Raw genomic sequence first — 17,759 nt, 5'->3', positions numbered from 1 at the left:
TGCACTGGGTTCCAGTCCTTTAACGATTAAGCGTACTTTTGAGCAAGCTCGGTGAATGCATCACCCCTTGCCATGAAATTACTAAACTGATCGAAGCTTGCACACGCAGGCGACAACATCACCATATCTCCAGCTACCAGCTTTGGTGAAACGGTTTCGATAATCTGCTGCATAGTGTCAAACTTTTGTGCCGATGAATGCAGAGGCATAAACTGGTCAGCATCTTCACCAAAACAGCACAGTTTAACGCGTGCGATATTGTTGAGTACCGGTGCAAGCTCACTGAAGTCTGCCCCTTTACCCACACCACCGACTAACAAATAAAGTGTTCCTGCGCACTCTAGACCAGACAAAGCCGCTAACGTGCTGGCAACGTTGGTCGCCTTAGAATCATTAACCCACTTCACGTCGCGCTTGTCTGCGACGACTTGGCAACGATGAGTCAGGCCGTTATATGCTTTCAATGCATCAAGACTGTTGGTGTAGTCGATGTTTGCCAGTTTAAGTAGTGCTAAAGAAACCAAGGCATTTGATACATTGTGTCGACCAACCAGAGTAAGGTCTTGGCTACGAATAACCGGCACACCATGATCAATGAGCCACTCTTCGCCATTAATCACATCAACGCCGAACTCTTGGTTATCAAAGCCGAAGCTTACGACCGGTTGTGAATCGAGCGGATAGGTTTCGCGATCATCACGGTTTACTAGAGCGTATTGAGCATGTTTGAAAATACGGCGCTTAGCATCACAGTAGTCGGACATGCCTTGATAACGATCCATGTGATCTTCAGAGAGGTTCAAGAATGCGGCTGCCGCTAATTTAAGACTTGATGTGGTCTCTAACTGGAAGCTCGACAATTCTAAGACGTAGAGGTCGGCATCTTGTTCAAGTAGATCCAATGCAGGAACACCGATGTTGCCACCAACGCCCACCTTAAGACCAGCAGCTTTGGCAAGCACACCCGTAAGGTCTGTCACAGTGCTCTTACCGTTAGAGCCCGTGATTGCCACGACAGGCTTCTCAACCGCCCAAGCGAACAATTCAATATCACCCACAACAGCACCGCCGCGAGCCAATACAGTTTGAATCTCTGGTGTTGCCAGTGCGATACCTGGGTTTGCCACCACAAGGTCGGCTTGTGCTAACCACTCGTTTTGCCAGCTCCCAGATTGCAGAGCAACACCGTCAGGCAGTGACTCTTTGCCCGGTGGATTATCGCGAGTGTCGATCACTCTCACCGTGCAGTGAGGCTGATATTTTACAAGATGTTTAACGACAGAGAGCCCGGTAATACCGAGCCCTACAACCACTACATTTTGAATATTTTGCCAAGGTTCCATTTAAACAAGACGCTCTTAATGTGGATAAAGCCCCTTATTAACGAGGCTTAAAGTGGAATTAACGAACTTTTAGTGTCGCTAGACCAATCAAAACAAGAACCATTGAGATGATCCAAAAACGCACGATTACACGTGGCTCTGGCCAGCCTTTCAGCTCGTAGTGGTGGTGAATTGGTGCCATACGGAAAATACGCTGACCGCGCAGTTTGTAAGAGCCGACCTGTAAGATTACTGATAGCGTCTCCATTACAAATACACCGCCCATAATAACCAGTACCAACTCCTGGCGAACCAATACCGCGATAGTACCTAAAGCACCACCGAGTGCTAGAGAGCCGACATCGCCCATGAATACTTGCGCTGGGTAGGTGTTAAACCATAGGAAACCAAGGCCAGCACCGACAATAGCGGTACATACAACAACCAGCTCAGACGTAAACGGGATATATGGAATATGTAGGTATTCAGCAAAGTTAACGTTACCCGTCGCCCATGCAATAACCGCAAAGCCTGCTGCTACCATCACCGTTGGCATGATAGCAAGACCGTCTAGACCATCTGTTAGGTTAACCGCATTACTGGTACCCACGATAACAAAGTACGTCAACACAATGTAGAGTAAGCCAAGCTGTGGCATCACATCTTTGAAGAAAGGTACAACAAGCTGAGTCGCTGCCGTGTCTTGACCGTGTGCATACAGTGCAAACGCTACAACCAGCGCAATCGCTGATTGCCAGAAGTACTTCCAGCGAGCAATTAGGCCATCGGTGTTCTTACGGACAACTTTACGATAGTCATCAACAAAACCGACCGCACCATAACCGCCAAGTACTGCCATCACAGCCCATACATAAGGGTTAGAAAGATCTGCCCACAACAGAACAGTAATGATGATCGCAGCCAAGATCATCACACCACCCATGGTTGGTGTACCACGTTTGCTGAAGTGAGATTCAGGGCCATCATTACGAACAACTTGACCGATTTGCAGCATTTGCAGACGCTCGATTAAGCGAGGTCCCATCCACAGTGACAAGCATAGAGCCGTTAAAATACTCGCGATTGCTCGAAACGAAAGATATTCAAACAAACGAAAAAACGAAAAGTGTGGCTGTAGCAGCTCTGCAAGCCAAATAATCATGAAAAGTTCTCCTTTAAAGCAGCGGCAATTTTACTCATTCCTGCACTGTTTGCGCCTTTAACTAACAGTGTGTGCGACGCATTATTTGGCAAGCTTAACTGCTGCTCTATATGTGCGATCATCGCTTGATGCGTGGCGAAGTGAATGCCGTTGCAGACCTCACTGATCACCTTTGTATCATCACCGTAAGTGAGTACATGCTCAAAAGCGAATGGGGCAGCATATTCACCGACTTGACGGTGAAGTGCAAGGCTTTCATCGCCTAATTCAGCCATATTGCCTAAAATCAGCCAACGCTGCCCTTTAAAGCTAGACAACAGTTTTGCCGCAGCCTTCATCGCAGGCACGCTGGCGTTGTAACTGTCGTCAATTAGTTTAATTTGTTCACTCAGCTGTTGAACCTCAACACGGCCCTTGACTGAGTTTAAGTTTTTTAAACCAATCTGGATGTCATTCAAACTCGCACCGAACTGGATACTTAATGCAGCTGCAGAAAGCGCATTTGCCACATTGTGTTGACCAATGATACCCAGCTCAATAGCGATATCCCCTTGCGGGGTGTGCATTGTGAAACAGGCTTCGCCTTGCTCATTAAGCTCAACTTCGTCGGCAAAGTAATCGGCCTCAGAGTTTACATCTGAGAACGTAAGCACCGACTTATCTGCCAAGACTTTTTCCCAATATGCACCACCATTACTCTCTAAGTTGACGATGGCGGTATCACCAGCAGAGAGGCCTTGGTAAATTTCACCCTTGGCTTGCTTAACACCATCCATTGAACCAAAGCCTTCAAGATGCGCTGCAGCAACATTATTTACCACCGCTACTTGCGGCTTCACCAGTTGTGTCGTGTAAGCAATCTCTCCGATGTGGTTAGCACCAAGCTCAATCACAGCGAAATCATCACTTGGTTCACTGCGCAGTAACGTCAGAGGTACCCCAATATCATTATTGAAGTTGCCCGCGGTAAACAGTACTTTTCCGCGCTGTTGTAGAATGCTAGCGACCATCTCTTTCACTGTAGTTTTGCCACAGCTACCTGTGATAGCCATGGTTGGCACTTCACATTGAGCATGTACCCATGCACTCAACTGACCCAACGCAAGTTTAGTATCCTCAACAACCACTTGAGTAATATTTAGGTCAAGTTTTCGTTCGACTAACAACGCGCTGGCTTGTGCTTCGACCGCTTGATGGCAAAAGTTATGCGCATCAAATCGCTCGCCAACCAAAGCCACGAACAGAGCACCACTTTGAACGGTACGTGTATCTGTAGATACCGAATGAATCATGGTCGCTTTCCCCGCTTCCGTTGATTCAATTAGTTCACCATTAACGGCCTGACAGACCTGTTCTAGTGATACATCAATCATTGTGAATACCTAATAATTGCAGTGCTGACTCTCGATCAGAGTAGTGCACAGTTTCATCTTTTAATACTTGGTAATCCTCATGGCCCTTACCTGCCAGTAGGATAATGTCATTGTTACCAGCTTGCTCAAGGGCAAACTTCACCGCTTGATAGCGGTCATGCTCAACGTATGCGGCTTGAGGCTGCTTAAGCCCCACCAGCATATCTTTGACGATTTCCGCCGGGTCTTCGCTACGAGGATTATCATCAGAGATAATGATCTTGTCGGCGAACTGTTCCGCCGTCTCCGCCATCATTGGACGCTTGCCTTTATCTCTATCACCGCCGCAACCGAAAATAGCCCATAAGTTGCCAGAGCAATGCACGCGCAGTGCAGCTAATGCTTTTTCAAGTGCATCTGGAGTGTGAGCATAGTCGACGACGACTTTGGCTTTTTGTGGCGCTTGAAATAGTTCCATACGGCCGATCACTGGCTGTAGCTTTGGTGCACTATCAACCAATTGTTGTTTATCAATACCTAAAGCAAGCAGTGTTGCGAACGCGACCAAAACATTAGAGGCATTGAATTGACCGATCAAAGGTACCTGCAGTGACCCCGTGCCCCACGCACCATCGAAATCCATACGGATGCCAGTTTCGGCATAAGCCACGTCTGAGGCCCACACTGCATTGGCACGATCAGTCATAGGATTAAGCGACACTGCAACGGCATCGGGTAACTCAGATAACCACGCCAAACCCACTGGATCATCGGCATTAATGATGGCGTGCTGGCAGTGATGCTTGGTAAACAGACTCTGTTTGGCTAACGCGTACTCTTCCATTGTGCCATGATAGTCAAGGTGATCTCGACTCAGGTTGGTAAAAACACCGGCTGCAAATTTGAGTGCTTTAACACGGCCTTGAACCAAGCCGTGTGATGAGATTTCCATTGCAGCATAGGCCGCATTTTGAGCCGATAATTCACTCAAAGTACGTTGAATTTCAATCGCACTACCCGTGGTATTTTTTGCGGTTTGCAGGTCGTCAAGAAAACCATTCCCTGTCGTGCCCATAACACCAGAGCGCTGACCTACTAAATCAAGCCACTGAGCGATAAGTTGAGTAATCGTGGTTTTGCCATTAGTTCCTGTCACGCCAATCAGCTGAGTCGCATCTGATTGATAGATACGACCAGCCAGAGCAGAGAGCTCTTGATTCAGATCTTGGACATAAGCGATAGCGATGCCATTGCGTAACTCAACACTGCCATGAACATGCTCTTCGCACGCTTGAGCAATGACAGCGCTGGCACCCAACTCGATGGCTTTATCGATAAAACGGCGCCCATCAACAGCATGGCCAATAACAGCAACGAAAATGTCTCCCGAAGTTACCGCTCGGCTATCTAACTCAAGGTGCGTGACCTCGACTTCCGCCAGTTCAGCACAGTCAAATGCCCCCCAAGGGTTCAGTAAGTTAGACAGTGTTAGGCTATTACTCATATCGAATCCTGATTCGCTCTATTCTTGAAACTTGTTTTCATCAGCTGGCACATTAAGAATCTGCAGTGCACCCTTCATGATTTCTGAAAATACGGGTGCAGCAACAGAACCACCGTAGTAGAGATCGCCTTGCGGCTCATTCACCACTACAACCAGTGATACGCGAGGGTCGCTTACAGGTGCTACGCCTGCGGTAATTGCAATATACTCATCGCTATAACCACCTGCTTCCGCTTTACGAGACGTACCTGTTTTTGCCGCGACGCGATAACCCGGTACCGCCGCGCGCGTTGCTGTGCCGCCTTTTTGGGTTACCCCTTCAAGCATCTCTAAAACAAGTTGCGCATTGTCTCTATCAATGATCTGCTTAGAAAAATCTTGCTCGTTGTTTTCAATGATATGGATCGGCTCGTATACACCTTTATTCGCCAGTGTTGCGTAAGCATGAGCCAATTGAATTGGGGTGACAGATAGGCCGTAACCAAAAGATAGGGTGGCAATTTCAAACTTTGACCAACGGCGTCGATTCGGGAAGATACCGGTTGTCTCACCCACCAGATTCAAACCTGACATTTCGCCAAGACCAACTGAACTGTAAAGGCCAAGTAGCGCTTCGAGCGGCATATCCAATGCCAGCTTCGCAACACCGATATTACTCGATTTCTTGAGGATCATGGCTAGGTCGGCCTTGCCGACTTTGGAGGTATCACGCACACGGCTACCACCGATTTGCATGATGCCATTCCCGGTGTTGATCACTGTGTCTGGAGTCGCAGCACCGTTCTCTAGCGCTGCCAATACAACAAACGGCTTAACGGTAGAGCCGGGCTCCATCGCATCCGTCAGTACTCGGTTACGCATCTTAAAGCTTTGCAGGTCGGCACGGTTGTTAGGGTTATACGATGGCGCATTAACCATGGCTAACACTGCACCCGTTTTGACATCAAGAAGAATCGCCGAACCAGAGGTTGCTCGGTGATCCGCTACCGCTTGCTTGATTTCACGATAGGCAATCGCTTGTAAACGTTGGTCTATGGTCAAGGTGAGTGGTTTACCTTGCTCACGCTCTTCTAAGGCAATATTTTCAACTACGCGCCCATAACGGTCTTTACGAATCGTGCGCTTACCCGCTTCACCGGTTAACCACTGGTCGTAACTGCGCTCAACGCCTTCTAAACCGTGACCATCAATACCCGTTACACCGATAAGGTGCGCGCTGATTTCGCCCGCAGGGTAGTAACGACGAGATTCCGCTTTAAGGCCAACGCCCACCAGCTTGAGATCGCGAATGTACTTCGCCATCGCTGGACTCACTTGCCTTTGGAGGTAGATAAAACGACGCTTTTTATTGGCTGAGATCTTATCGATCATCGATTGACGCTCTAGCCCCAATACATCCGCAAGGGCATACCAACGATCAATCTGCGCGAGGCCATCTTTATCAAAAATGGTTTTCGGATCGGCCCAGACCGCCTCAACAGGGACACTGACAGCAAGGGGTTCATCGTTTCGATCAGAAATAATACCGCGCGCAGAAGGGATCTCTTTGACGCGAACCGAACGCAAGTCACCTTGGCGAATCAAGTTATCAGGTTCGATGATTTGAATGTAAGCAACACGTGAGACCAGTGCTGCAAATGCGAGGAAGACAAACGCAATAACTAAGTTAAAGCGCCATTTGATCAAGATAGGATCAGAGCCCTTTCCATTCACTGCGGTTGCCTTGGAAGCGGCTGCTTCGGCTTTCTTCGCAGATGCTTTTTCCTTTTTAGCGGTCATTTCAGTGAGATCACAACTTCTTTGTCTGAGTCTGGACGCTTCATATCAAGCTCTTTAATTGCAGAAGCTTGAACTCGGCTGTGTTCGGCAAGCGCAGTCTCTTCGAGCATCAGATTTCGCCACTCATCATCCAACTGCTCACGCTCCACCAAAGCCATATCTTTCTGAGTAATAGCTTGGCGAGACATGTGTGTAGTAAGAACGACCCCCATCGCGCTAGCGAAGATAGCAATGAGCAATAACATTGGGACACGACCCACTGAAATCAGATCAAAGAAGATAATCTTGGCTAAGTTTGGCTTGGCGGTCTTCATTAATTACAGCTTTTCGGCTAGACGAAGTACTGAGCTACGCGAACGCGTGTTTTCATCCACTTCACTCTTTGAAGGCTTAATCGCTTTACCCACAGGTTTAAGAACTGCACTGCCTAGTGCTTTAATTTGCTCTTCAGTCAGAGGCAGACCGTGTGGTACTTGAGGGCCCTGGCTCTCTTTACGGATAAAACGTTTTACCATGCGATCTTCTAGAGAGTGGAAGCTGATGACTGACAGACGACCTTGCGGAGCAAGAATGCTGGTTGCACCTTTTAGCGCAGTCGCGATTTCATCCAGCTCACTATTGATGTAGATACGAAATGCCTGGAATGCGCGTGTTGCTGGGTGCTTTTTCTCTTTGAAGCTCTTTGGTGCTACGTCCGAGATAAGCTTGGCTAGTTGTCCGGTACGCGTCAGTGGTTCGTTCTCTTCGTTCTCACGGTAAGCCACGATGCCTTTCGCGATACGGCGCGCATGCTTGTCTTCACCAAACTCACGGATAACCCAAGTGATGTCATCTAGCTCTGCGTCCATTAGCCACTGTGAAACAGGCATACCTGAAGTTGGGTCCATTCGCATATCCAACGGGCCGTCTTTCATAAAGCTAAAGCCGCGCTCAGCGTCATCCAATTGTGGTGAAGACACACCTAAATCGAGAAGAACACCATCTACTTTACCCACTAGGTCATAGCGCTCAGCGTATTCCGCCATGCCAGAGAATGGGCCGTGGATGATAGTAAAACGAGGATCATCAATTTTTTGTGCTTCAGCGATCGCTTGTGGATCGCGGTCGATACTAAATAGTCGTCCATTCTCGCCCAGTTTAGACAGGATTGTACGGCTGTGACCACCACGGCCAAAAGTACCGTCAATGTAGGTACCATCAGGTTTGATCGCCAGTCCGTCAATTGATTCGTTAAGCAATACTGAAATATGTTTGAACGCTTCTGTCATAGTCTTCTCAGTGAGTGGATTAAGCCTTTAGTTCGGCTACAAATGATTCTGTTAACGTTTTAGTGTACTGATTTCGCACGTTATCTCCACTACATTGTGTGTAGCAAGTTGGGATTTTTAACCCAAGTCTTTACAAGAAAAGCGGATTTTAAGGAAATCTAAATAATTTACGTCAATATAAAGCAAAAAACCCATCACTACTGTTAAGTAATGATGGGTTCTTGGAATAGGTGGAGTCGACATATAAGCCGGGTTCTGTTCCGCTTGCGCGGTAGTAGCCATTCGTCTAGGCCAGCAATCGCTCACTGGCTCAAGCAACCTACCCGCCTCCTTACGCGAGCAACGCAATGTGGAGGCCTATTTGGTCTTGCTCCGGGTGGAGTTTACCCTGCAACGGACTATTGCTAGCCGTCCGGTGCGCTCTTACCGCACCCTTTCACCCTTACCTGTGCCCTAAGGCCATCGGCGGTCTTCTCTCTGCTGCACTTGTCGTGGGCTTGCGCCCCCCAGGCGTTACCTGGCACCCTGCTCTATGGAGCCCGGACTTTCCTCCCCTTTGTCAGTCTCCCGAAGGACGTCAACGCCAGTCTCCCAAAGGACTTCAGCGTCAGTCTCCCGAAGGACATCAACAAAGCAGCGACTACCCAGTCAACTCCGAGGGCGGATTGTATAGAGATTAAAGAGACGTGTCTAGCGTGATCACAAATATGATGCAATCAGGGTGTTAACTGGTGGGGAATTGAGCGAAAGAGCGGATGCGAGTGGCGGGATGCGAGATTCGAAAAGATCTAAAAGAAGATAAGAGTAGTGAGGTTCGAGATGAGAAAAGAGTTAAAAAACTAATAGAGATACAGATAAAAAAGAATAGTTTAATCGCTCGTTTATCTGTATCTGAATTGTGTAACTAAACAAGTATTAGTTATCTAGGTGCTCTAGGCCCCATTTGTAGAGTGCGTTTTTCTTCAGGTTGTAGATCTCAGCAGCCATTGCCGCCGCTTTCTTGAGTGGTAGCTCTTTAGTCAGAATAGCCAGAGTACGCATTGCTTCGTCCGGTAAGTCGGTTGTTGCTTCTTCGCGGTGGCCGTGAATCAATAGCACCATTTCGCCGCGCTTACGGTTAGCATCTTCCTCAATCCACTCAATCAGCTCGCCCAATGGCATACCTTGAATGGTTTCGAAGGTCTTCGTTAGCTCACGCGCTAGAACGACTTCACGCTCAGGGCCTAAGATATCTAGCATATCCTGTAGAGAATCTGAGATACGGTGTGGTGACTCGTAGAAAATACAAGTACGTTCCGCTTTCGCAATCTCAAGGAACTTATCTTTACGACCTTTACTCTTAGGTGGTAAGAAGCCTTCAAAACTGAAGCGATCCGACGGCAGGCCCGACGCACTTAACGCGGTGATGACAGCACATGCACCTGGAAGTGGTACAACTCTCACACCAGCCTGACGACATTGTGATACAAGGTGGTAACCTGGATCACTGATTAAAGGGGTTCCAGCATCTGAGACTAATGCGATAGACTGACCCTCTAATAATTTTTCTACTAGAACTTGCGCCTTAGTTTGCTCATTATGGTCATGTAAGGCGAACGTTCTGGTGGATATATTGAAGTGAGCAAGCAGCTTACCCGTGTGACGTGTGTCTTCCGCTGCAATAACATCGACGCTTGATAATACTTCAATTGCTCTTTGAGTGATGTCTCCCAAATTTCCGATAGGAGTCGGCACAATATAGAGAGTTGGGCTCTCTGTGAGCAAGGTTTTGTTATCTGTCATTTGTTTACCATCACTTCAACGATTAATATAGATACAAATTTATACGGAATTAAAAAGAACTCATGGCAACAATGAACCATAAGAGACTCAGTGTACCACGCTTACTAACTCCAATTGCATTAGCAATTTCATTGGCGGCTTGTTCTTCTACGCCACAAGCCCCGACGCGTGTTGATATTACACTTGATCCGACACAATCGACAGAAAGTTATATGATGCAAGCCGACAGCAGCCAAGGCAGTCTGCAAAATGACTGGCTGATCATGGCACTTAAATCGTCGGTGCAAGCGGGCAAAACCGATCAAGCGACATTGCTGATCAAACGCTTAGCAAAACAACCACTCACAGAAACCCAACAGGCTGAGTGGCAATTGGCGCGTGCACAACTGCTGTTCAACAATCAACAGACTGAGCAAGCGTACCAACAACTTAATTTCCAACCGTGGTGGAAGCTGCCTAATGAGCAGTGGAAAGACTACCACAACCTGCGCGCTGATATTCTTGAGGTATTGAATCAATATTTTGAAGCGAGTCGTGAGCTCACCAAGCTTGAAGAGTTTGATGACAACCAAGACCAACAGTTGATCGCTGACCGTATCTGGCAAAACCTCAGTAGCTACTCGCAATATGAAGTGCTAGCGTTGAAGACGGCGCCAGACGAAGACGTCTTGGCTGGTTGGTTACAGCTTTCTATCTACCTGAAAACTCTTAACGGTAATCTGCCTGAGCTGCAAAGCACACTGCAAGATTGGTTGGCGGATAACCCGTATCACCCAGCAGCGAAGTATACACCGCAAGCGATCACTGACATCTTAGCGCTAGAGATCAGTAAACCAACCAGCACTGCCCTGCTACTGCCTTTGACTGGTAAGTACAGCAAACAGGCACAGTTGGTTCGTGATGGTTTCATCTTTGCGATGATGAACGATAAAGAGCGTGAAGAAGACGCAACGCTAACAGTTTTAGATACCAACACGCAAAGCGCAGAAGAGATCAAACAGACACTGGTTGATAACAAAGTCGACTTTATCGTCGGCCCACTGATTAAGAGCAATATTACTAAGCTGCAGGAAGCTCAGAAAGGTCACGAAGATGCCATTCCAGCTCTTGCACTGAACATTCCCGAACAACTAGAGGCAGATACTAAGCTTTGTTACCTTGCGCTATCACCAGAGCAAGAAGTCGCACAAGCTGCTAAACATCTCTTCACGCAAGGTTACAAATACCCACTTATCTTGGCGCCGAAAGGCCGACTGGGTGATCGCGTACAAGAAGCCTTCAAAGAAGAGTGGTCGAAATACAGCAGCAACGAGGTCGCGACCTCTTTCTTCGCTGATAAACGCCAACTACAACGTAATGTTAATCAGATATTTGGTCTGCAAGAGAGCCAACAACGCATTGCTCAAATGGATAACCTGATCGACTTGCCATTAGAAACGGAACCACGCAGCCGTCGCGACGTCGACGCAGTATACATTGTGGCGAAGAACTCTGAACTCACGCTGATCAAACCTTTCATTGAGGTTGCTATTAACCCAGATGCGAAGCAGCCTGCGTTATTCTCGAATTCTCGCAGTAACAGTGGTGACAAGCAGTATGAAGACTTAACCGGCGTTTTCTACAGCGACATTCCTCTGCTTGTTGAAAGCAAAGGCGAGCTAAACAGACAGCTGAATGAGCTTTGGCCTTCGCACTCTAATGGTCAAAAGCGTCTACAAGCATTAGGTATGGATGCTTACTACCTAATGGACGCGCTACCACAGATGAAAGCCGTTGAAGGACACAGTATTTCTGGTGAAACCGGTGTACTGACCATTGACAATAACTGTGTGGTACAGCGTCAAATCAGCTGGGCTGAGCATGGGGCTCTTTAGTCGCACCAAACTAATCCAAAAACTCAACGCCCACAGACAAGTGGGCGATAGATACGAACGCGTGGCCAAAGAGCACCTCGAAGGCCACGGACTCTCTTTAATAGAGCAAAACTTCGTAGCAAAATGTGGTGAAATTGATCTTATAATGCACCACAACCAGACTATTGTGTTTGTTGAGGTCAAATACCGAAAACAGACACGTTATGGGCATGCAGCAGAAATGGTCACCGCCACTAAGGCGAAAAAGCTGATCAACACCGCCAATCTATGGCTGATGAAGCAAGGCATGTCGGTACACTCGACTAACTTCCGGTTTGATGTTGTGGCTATTGAAGGGCCAAGTGAACAAATCAACTGGATAGAAAATGCAATTACCCAAGGATAAACATGCTAGATAGCATCAAAGAAAGTTTTACAGAAAGTATTCAGATCCAAATCGCGGCAGCAGAAGCCCTGCCAGATGCTATTACCCATGCCGCTCAAGCCATGGTTGCAACCTTGCTTAATGGTAATAAGATTTTATGTTGTGGTAACGGTGGCTCGGCTTCGAACGCACAGCAGTTTGTCTCTTGCCTACTTAACCGCTTTGAAACCGAGCGCCCTAGCCTGCCTGCAATGGCGCTAACCGCCGACAACACTACGCTAACTGCGGTTGCAAACGACTACCACTACGAAGAGATCTTCTCAAAACAGGTACGTGCTTTTGGTCAAACAGGCGATATCCTTCTTGCTATTTCGACCAGTGGTAACAGCAAAAATATCATCAAGGCGATGGAAGCGGCAGTAACCCGTGATATGACCATCATCGCTTTTACCGGTAAAGACGGTGGTGAGATGGCGGGTCTTCTAGGCGAACACGATGTAGAGATTCGCATCCCATCACATCGCACCGCTCGTATCCATGAAGTTCATATGGTCACACTGCATTGCTTGTGCGATCTCATTGACCAAGTTCTATTCCCAGCTCACGAGGAGTAATTGGAGTAACATGAAGTTTTCTATTGTTAAGTTGCTCAGCGTTTCGCTGCTGACGCTATCATTGTCTGGATGTGCTGGGCTGTTCATTGCCGGCGCAGCAACGACAGCAAACCTAGTCACCGACACTCGTACTACCAAAGAGATTTGGAATGACAACAATATCGAGTTCGAAGTTGCAGCCATCACTAACAAGGCTCCATATCGCGGTAACGTTCGAATCACTGCCAGCTCTTACCGTGGCACAGTGGTACTGATGGGGCAAGCATCAACAGAGGCAGAGCGCCGCTCATTTGAGAGTGAAGCGAGAAAAGTAGCTGGTGTGAACAATGTCCACAACCAAGTACGCGTTAAGCCACCATTGAGCGTGAGTGAGATCAGCAAAGATAGTTGGATCACGACCAAGGTAAAATCTGCTCTACTGGCCAATGCCGATCTAAATGGCATCAAGGTTAAAGTTATCACCGAAGATGGTGAAGTGTTCCTACTCGGCCTTGTGACTCGTGAGCATGCTGATATTGCAACCGATGTAGCTCGTAATATCTCAGGGGTCAAACAAGTCATTCGAGCATTCGAATATGGTGATGAGGTAACGGTGAAGGCTGAAGCGGCCGCTGAAACTGAAGCAGAAACTGTCGTTAACTAACTTCATCCAAGTATGTAGACTCCATCAAAAATCGAGTTATAAAAAAAAGCAGCGAATCATCGCTGCTTTTTTAATGTCGTTCGGTTACTTGATAACTCGAAGGCTTGGTCGGCCTTTAGTTGGGCGCGGTGGTTCAGGCTCAGGGTCTGAATCTTCCGCATCAACTTCAACCTCTGCCGTTGCAACACTCAGTGAAGGACCTTGTTCCGGAGCTTCAAATGGCCCCTCTTCAATGCCTTCTTCAAGCACATCCATGTAAGCCTCTTCAGGCTCGAACATGGTACCAGCGCCATTTTCACGAGCGTAGATCGCTTGAACAGCATAAAGCGGTACGATCACAGAGTGAGGACGTCCACTGAAGCGTGCACTGAATGTAACCGCTTCGTTGCCAAGCTCAAGGTTGCCTACCGCACGAGGAGCAATATTCAGGATGATCTGACCATCTTGAATAAACTCTTCTGGTACACGAACACCCGGCAGTGTTGCTTCAACAACAAGGTGTGGTGTCAGTTCGTTATCAACCAGCCAATCATAGAATGCACGAAGCATATATGGACGGCGTGGCGTCATCGTTGAGATATCCATAACGATTAACGAGCCAGTCGCATCTCGCGCTCAGCTTCTGTTAGAGAAGCTAGGAATGAATCACGCTCAAATACACGGTTCATGTAAACTTTCAGTTCTTTAGAACCTGGGCCAATTAGCTCGATACCTAGCTCAGGAAGACGCCATAGTAGCGGAGCAAGGTAACAATCGATTAGGCTGAATTCTTCGCTCATGAAGTATTCGTACTCTGCGAAGATAGGAGCCAGAGTTAGTAGGTCGTTACGCAGTTTAGTACGTGCTGCTTCAGACTCTTCTGCATTACCTTTTACAATCTTCTCAGCAACTGAGTACCAGTTACGTTCGATACGGTACATCATTAGACGGCTGTTACCACGAGCAACAGGGTAAACAGGCATCAATGGTGGATGAGGGAAACGCTCATCTAGGTATTCCATGATGATTTTTGAGTCGTATAGAGCCAACTCGCGATCAACTAGAGTGGGTACTGATTTGTACGGGTTCAGTTCAACAAGCTCTGCTGGAAGATTATTTTCATCAACCAACTCAACTTCAACACTTACGCCTTTTTCAGCAAGAACAATGCGCACCTGATGGCTATACATATCAGAAGCACTTGAGAAAAGAGTCATCACAGAACGTTTATTGGCAGCTACAGCCATGGAGCCCTCCAGTACACTTTAAATAAAAACAATGGAGGCCTAAGCCTCCATTGTACATTAACATAATTTGGGAATTAGCACGGTATTATAGCACAATTAGTGCACATCACGCCAATACTCTTTCTTCAGTAGAATCACAACGATAGTGAACAATACTAAGAAGGCCATTACCCACCAACCTAGAGCGTGACGCTCAAGTTGAACTGGGTCACCAGAGTAAACTAGGAAATTAACCAAATCACGTACAGCTTCGTCGTACTCGCCTGAACTTAGTTCACCAGAACCGTCAGTTTCAGTACCTACAACTACTTCTACCTCTTCACCATCTACGATGTGAGTTTCGTAGATTGGCGTTGGGATACCTTGTAGCTCTTCAAGCACATGCGGCATACCAACACTTGGGAAAACAATGTTGTTTACGCCAAATGGACGAGATGGGTCTTCGTAGAAAGTACGAAGGTAAGTGTATAGCCAGTCTGCGCCACGAACACGAGCAACCAGTGTTAGATCCGGTGGCGGAGCACCGAACCAGTTTGCCGCTTGCTTCGCAGGCATTGCGTTAACCATCAGGTCACCAATCTTCGCTTCAGGATCGAAGACTAGGTTCTCTTTCATTAGATCCACAGGGATCTCAAGGTCGTTAGCAACTCGCTCGTAACGCTGGTACTGCGTAGAGTGACAGCCAAAACAGTAGTTCATAAATAGCTTAGCACCGTTTTGCAGTGAAGCTTGGTCCGTTAAGTCATTGTTCGCTTTGTCTAGCGGAACATTTGCGCCCGCTGCCATAGCTAATGACGGCAACATAGCAAATAAAATTACAATCCATTTTTTCATTTGAATGTCACCCTTTCTGGTAATGGTTTCGTCGCTTCATTCTTACTGTAGAACCACAGTAGTACGAAGAACATGAAGTAACCTAAGCTAAATACTTGTGCAAGTATTGTGTACGTTGGTGTTGCTGGAAGCGCACCAAGAATACCAAGCGCAATAAAGCTTATTGTGAATTGGATGATGTTAATCAAATGCAGTTTGCTACGGTAACGGTACGAACGTACTTTACAACGGTCGAACCATGGCAGTAGGAATAGCACAACAATAGATGCGCCCATTGCTACAACACCTAGCAGCTTATCAGGAACCGCACGTAGGATTGCGTAGAACGGTGTGAAGTACCATACCGGAGCAATGTGCTCAGGAGTCTTCAGCGGGTTCGCAGCTTCAAAGTTAGGCGGCTCAAGGAAGAATCCACCCATTTCTGGGTTGAAGAACAGCACGTAACAGAAGAAGAACAAGAAGCCAGCAACACCAACCATATCTTTCACAGTCCCGTATGGGTGGAAAGGAATAGAGTCAATGATGTCGTATTTCTTAGTGTAATCCTTGTGGAATGGGAACTGAGTTTTGTAGTCGTCGCCCATTGTGCCTTTTGGAAGCTTAGTCTCGATACCGTCTGGGTTGTTCGAACCTACTTCGTGCAGTGCTAGAACGTGAAGAACGATAAGCAGCAGAAGTACGATTGGCAGAGCAATAACGTGTAGCGCGAAGAAACGGTTAAGCGTTGCACCAGAGATGATGTAGTCACCACGGATCCAAAGCGTTAGGTCATCACCGATAACTGGAATCGCACCAAACAGAGAAATGATTACCTGAGCACCCCAGTATGACATTTGACCCCATGGTAGTAGGTAACCCATGAAGGCTTCAGCCATTAGCACTAGGAAGATCAACATACCGAAGATCCAAAGTAGCTCACGAGGCTTTTGGTAAGAACCGTAAATCAGACCACGGAACATATGCAGGTAAACAACAACGAAGAACGCAGATGCGCCCGTTGAGTGCATATAACGCAGTAGCCAGCCGTATTCCACATCACGCATGATGTATTCAACAGATGCGAACGCACCTTCACCAGATGGTACGTAGTTCATTGTTAGCCAAATACCTGTAAGGATTTGGTTAACCAAAACTAACATTGCTAAAGAACCAAAAAGGTACCAAAAGTTAAAGTTCTTAGGCATTGGGTATTCAGATAAGTGCTTTTTATAAGCATTCATCGCGGGTATACGTTTCTCTACCCAATCTAGTAGTCCTTGCATTATGCATCTCCCTCGTCAATACCGATCAGGATCTTGGTGTCACTTAAATACATATGCTTTGGCACAACAAGGTTTAGCGGTGCAGGTACGCCTTGGAATACTCGACCAGCCATATCAAATTTCGAACCATGACATGGACAGAAGAAACCAGACTTAACACCTTGTACTTGTTCTGCGAAAGAATCAGGTAGGTAAGTTGGAGAACAACCTAGGTGAGTACAGAAACCAACCGCAACAAAGAATTCCGGCTTAATTGAGCGGAACTCATTTTGAGCGTATTCAGGTTGTTGTTCAGCTTCCGATTGAGGATCTCGAAGTTGACCACCAATGGTTTTCAAGTTTTCTAGTACCGATTCAGCACGGCGTACAACCCATACAGGTTTACCTTGCCATTCGACACGAACCATTTGGCCAGCTTCTAATTTACTGACTTCCACTTCCACCGGCGCGCCCGCAGCTTTCGCTTTGGCACTCGGATTCCATGATTTAATAAAAGGCACGGCTACAGCAGCAGCCCCTAAACCACCAACAACGGCTGTTGTTGCGGTTAGGAAACGCCTGCGACCGTTATTTAAAGGCGCGTTGCTCATCCAAACATTCTCCCATTTGCTCCTTTTGGATTGAAATTATTCCGCTTAAAGAGCATGGCTAACAAAATACGTATTTAGTTCTATTTATTGACGGCAAATGATAAATAAAACCCTACTTTTTGACAAGATAAAGCTACCTTTTTGTAACAATCATGAGGCAAAGCGCACATTGGGTTACAAAAG

17 protein-coding genes and 1 other RNA gene are annotated in these 17,759 nt (G+C 47.1%); 4 read left to right on the top strand and 14 right to left on the bottom strand.

From position 1 onward, the window contains the following. Window positions 1–26 precede the first annotated feature (26 nt). The 9 genes from murD to rsmI all read right to left on the bottom strand — a co-directional run bounded on the left by murD (window position 27) and on the right by rsmI (window position 10,169). Entirely contained in the window at window positions 27–1,343 is a 1,317-nt protein-coding gene (gene murD, locus VFDL14_RS03145) for a UDP-N-acetylmuramoyl-L-alanine--D-glutamate ligase (protein WP_032553117.1), read from the bottom strand. Between the two features lie 58 nt (window positions 1,344–1,401). After that, complete coding sequence (mraY, locus tag VFDL14_RS03150; RefSeq protein ID WP_032553116.1) at window positions 1,402–2,484, bottom strand: phospho-N-acetylmuramoyl-pentapeptide-transferase; 1,083 nt, start codon at window positions 2,482–2,484, stop codon at window positions 1,402–1,404. Then, the gene (gene murF / locus VFDL14_RS03155) at window positions 2,481–3,857 is read right to left on the bottom strand and encodes a UDP-N-acetylmuramoyl-tripeptide--D-alanyl-D-alanine ligase (protein WP_032553115.1); all 1,377 of its coding nucleotides are present in this window, start codon (window positions 3,855–3,857) and stop codon (window positions 2,481–2,483) included. The genes mraY and murF overlap by 4 nt, the downstream gene beginning before the upstream one ends. Further along, entirely contained in the window at window positions 3,850–5,340 is a 1,491-nt protein-coding gene (murE, locus tag VFDL14_RS03160) for a UDP-N-acetylmuramoyl-L-alanyl-D-glutamate--2,6-diaminopimelate ligase (RefSeq protein ID WP_032553114.1), read from the bottom strand. The genes murF and murE overlap by 8 nt, the downstream gene beginning before the upstream one ends. A gap of 18 nt (window positions 5,341–5,358) precedes the next feature. Beyond that, window positions 5,359–7,119: a penicillin-binding transpeptidase domain-containing protein gene (locus VFDL14_RS03165; RefSeq protein ID WP_032553113.1), complete on the bottom strand. Its 1,761-nt coding sequence runs from the start codon at window positions 7,117–7,119 to the stop codon at window positions 5,359–5,361. Further along, complete coding sequence (ftsL, locus tag VFDL14_RS03170; RefSeq protein ID WP_032553112.1) at window positions 7,116–7,433, bottom strand: cell division protein FtsL; 318 nt, start codon at window positions 7,431–7,433, stop codon at window positions 7,116–7,118. Before ftsL ends, VFDL14_RS03165 begins: the two co-directional genes overlap by 4 nt. Window positions 7,434–7,436: 3 nt before the next feature. Then, the gene (rsmH, locus tag VFDL14_RS03175) at window positions 7,437–8,387 is read right to left on the bottom strand and encodes a 16S rRNA (cytosine(1402)-N(4))-methyltransferase RsmH (protein WP_032553111.1); all 951 of its coding nucleotides are present in this window, start codon (window positions 8,385–8,387) and stop codon (window positions 7,437–7,439) included. A 228-nt stretch (window positions 8,388–8,615) separates the two neighbouring features. Next, window positions 8,616–9,043: RNase P RNA component class A (rnpB, locus tag VFDL14_RS23720), an RNA gene on the bottom strand. Between the two features lie 259 nt (window positions 9,044–9,302). Then, window positions 9,303–10,169 (bottom strand): 16S rRNA (cytidine(1402)-2'-O)-methyltransferase, encoded by an 867-nt coding sequence (gene rsmI, locus VFDL14_RS03180; RefSeq protein ID WP_032553110.1) that lies wholly within the window; start codon window positions 10,167–10,169, stop codon window positions 9,303–9,305. Between the two features lie 62 nt (window positions 10,170–10,231). Here rsmI and VFDL14_RS03185 point away from each other — a divergent pair, with 62 nt between their 5' ends. From VFDL14_RS03185 to VFDL14_RS03200, 4 genes are read left to right on the top strand one after another with little or no spacing between them, the layout of a single operon-like run. After that, the gene (locus tag VFDL14_RS03185) at window positions 10,232–12,043 is read left to right on the top strand and encodes a penicillin-binding protein activator (RefSeq protein WP_032553109.1); all 1,812 of its coding nucleotides are present in this window, start codon (window positions 10,232–10,234) and stop codon (window positions 12,041–12,043) included. Then, complete coding sequence (locus VFDL14_RS03190; protein ID WP_032553108.1) at window positions 12,030–12,428, top strand: YraN family protein; 399 nt, start codon at window positions 12,030–12,032, stop codon at window positions 12,426–12,428. Before VFDL14_RS03185 ends, VFDL14_RS03190 begins: the two co-directional genes overlap by 14 nt. A 2-nt stretch (window positions 12,429–12,430) precedes the next feature. Further along, window positions 12,431–13,021, top strand: coding sequence for a phosphoheptose isomerase (locus VFDL14_RS03195; protein WP_004729817.1), 591 nt, complete (start codon window positions 12,431–12,433; stop codon window positions 13,019–13,021). Window positions 13,022–13,031: 10 nt separating this feature from the next. Continuing rightward, window positions 13,032–13,664 carry a BON domain-containing protein gene (locus VFDL14_RS03200; RefSeq protein ID WP_050487492.1) on the top strand — a complete coding sequence of 211 codons (633 nt, stop codon included), beginning with the start codon at window positions 13,032–13,034 and terminating at the stop codon, window positions 13,662–13,664. Between the two features lie 84 nt (window positions 13,665–13,748). Here the strand turns inward: VFDL14_RS03200 and sspB are convergent, their stop codons facing one another. The 5 genes from sspB to petA form a co-directional block, all read right to left on the bottom strand. Then, the gene (sspB, locus tag VFDL14_RS03205) at window positions 13,749–14,249 is read right to left on the bottom strand and encodes a ClpXP protease specificity-enhancing factor (RefSeq protein ID WP_032553107.1); all 501 of its coding nucleotides are present in this window, start codon (window positions 14,247–14,249) and stop codon (window positions 13,749–13,751) included. A gap of 5 nt (window positions 14,250–14,254) precedes the next feature. Beyond that, window positions 14,255–14,890: a stringent starvation protein SspA gene (sspA, locus tag VFDL14_RS03210; RefSeq protein ID WP_032553106.1), complete on the bottom strand. Its 636-nt coding sequence runs from the start codon at window positions 14,888–14,890 to the stop codon at window positions 14,255–14,257. A 96-nt stretch (window positions 14,891–14,986) separates the two neighbouring features. Next, on the bottom strand, window positions 14,987–15,724 hold the full coding sequence (locus VFDL14_RS03215) for a cytochrome c1 (protein WP_032553105.1): 738 nt from the start codon (window positions 15,722–15,724) through the stop codon (window positions 14,987–14,989). Next, entirely contained in the window at window positions 15,721–16,986 is a 1,266-nt protein-coding gene (locus VFDL14_RS03220; RefSeq protein WP_032553104.1) for a cytochrome b, read from the bottom strand. The genes VFDL14_RS03215 and VFDL14_RS03220 overlap by 4 nt, the downstream gene beginning before the upstream one ends. Further along, window positions 16,986–17,576 (bottom strand): ubiquinol-cytochrome c reductase iron-sulfur subunit, encoded by a 591-nt coding sequence (gene petA, locus VFDL14_RS03225; RefSeq protein WP_032553103.1) that lies wholly within the window; start codon window positions 17,574–17,576, stop codon window positions 16,986–16,988. Before petA ends, VFDL14_RS03220 begins: the two co-directional genes overlap by 1 nt. Window positions 17,577–17,759 lie beyond the last annotated feature (183 nt).

Origin of the sequence: Vibrio fortis (genome assembly GCF_000695685.1) — a bacterium.
Classification (GTDB): domain Bacteria; phylum Pseudomonadota; class Gammaproteobacteria; order Enterobacterales; family Vibrionaceae; genus Vibrio; species Vibrio fortis_A.
Note: the sequence above shows the minus strand (reverse complement) of the source record. Positions and strands in the feature narration are given on the sequence as shown.

Bases quoted from the DNA above. Each gene is read 5' to 3' on its own strand.
- murD (WP_032553117.1), bottom strand. From the start codon at position 1,343: ATGGAACCTTGGCAAAATATTCAAAATGTAGTGGTTGTAGGGCTCGGT.
- mraY (WP_032553116.1), bottom strand. From the start codon at position 2,484: ATGATTATTTGGCTTGCAGAGCTGCTACAGCCACACTTTTCGTTTTTT.
- murF (WP_032553115.1), bottom strand. From the start codon at position 3,857: ATGATTGATGTATCACTAGAACAGGTCTGTCAGGCCGTTAATGGTGAA.
- murE (WP_032553114.1), bottom strand. From the start codon at position 5,340: ATGAGTAATAGCCTAACACTGTCTAACTTACTGAACCCTTGGGGGGCA.
- VFDL14_RS03165 (WP_032553113.1), bottom strand. From the start codon at position 7,119: ATGACCGCTAAAAAGGAAAAAGCATCTGCGAAGAAAGCCGAAGCAGCC.
- ftsL (WP_032553112.1), bottom strand. From the start codon at position 7,433: ATGAAGACCGCCAAGCCAAACTTAGCCAAGATTATCTTCTTTGATCTG.
- rsmH (WP_032553111.1), bottom strand. From the start codon at position 8,387: ATGACAGAAGCGTTCAAACATATTTCAGTATTGCTTAACGAATCAATT.
- rsmI (WP_032553110.1), bottom strand. From the start codon at position 10,169: ATGACAGATAACAAAACCTTGCTCACAGAGAGCCCAACTCTCTATATT.
- VFDL14_RS03185 (WP_032553109.1), top strand. From the start codon at position 10,232: ATGGCAACAATGAACCATAAGAGACTCAGTGTACCACGCTTACTAACT.
- VFDL14_RS03190 (WP_032553108.1), top strand. From the start codon at position 12,030: ATGGGGCTCTTTAGTCGCACCAAACTAATCCAAAAACTCAACGCCCAC.
- VFDL14_RS03195 (WP_004729817.1), top strand. From the start codon at position 12,431: ATGCTAGATAGCATCAAAGAAAGTTTTACAGAAAGTATTCAGATCCAA.
- VFDL14_RS03200 (WP_050487492.1), top strand. From the start codon at position 13,032: ATGAAGTTTTCTATTGTTAAGTTGCTCAGCGTTTCGCTGCTGACGCTA.
- sspB (WP_032553107.1), bottom strand. From the start codon at position 14,249: ATGGATATCTCAACGATGACGCCACGCCGTCCATATATGCTTCGTGCA.
- sspA (WP_032553106.1), bottom strand. From the start codon at position 14,890: ATGGCTGTAGCTGCCAATAAACGTTCTGTGATGACTCTTTTCTCAAGT.
- VFDL14_RS03215 (WP_032553105.1), bottom strand. From the start codon at position 15,724: ATGAAAAAATGGATTGTAATTTTATTTGCTATGTTGCCGTCATTAGCT.
- VFDL14_RS03220 (WP_032553104.1), bottom strand. From the start codon at position 16,986: ATGCAAGGACTACTAGATTGGGTAGAGAAACGTATACCCGCGATGAAT.
- petA (WP_032553103.1), bottom strand. From the start codon at position 17,576: ATGAGCAACGCGCCTTTAAATAACGGTCGCAGGCGTTTCCTAACCGCA.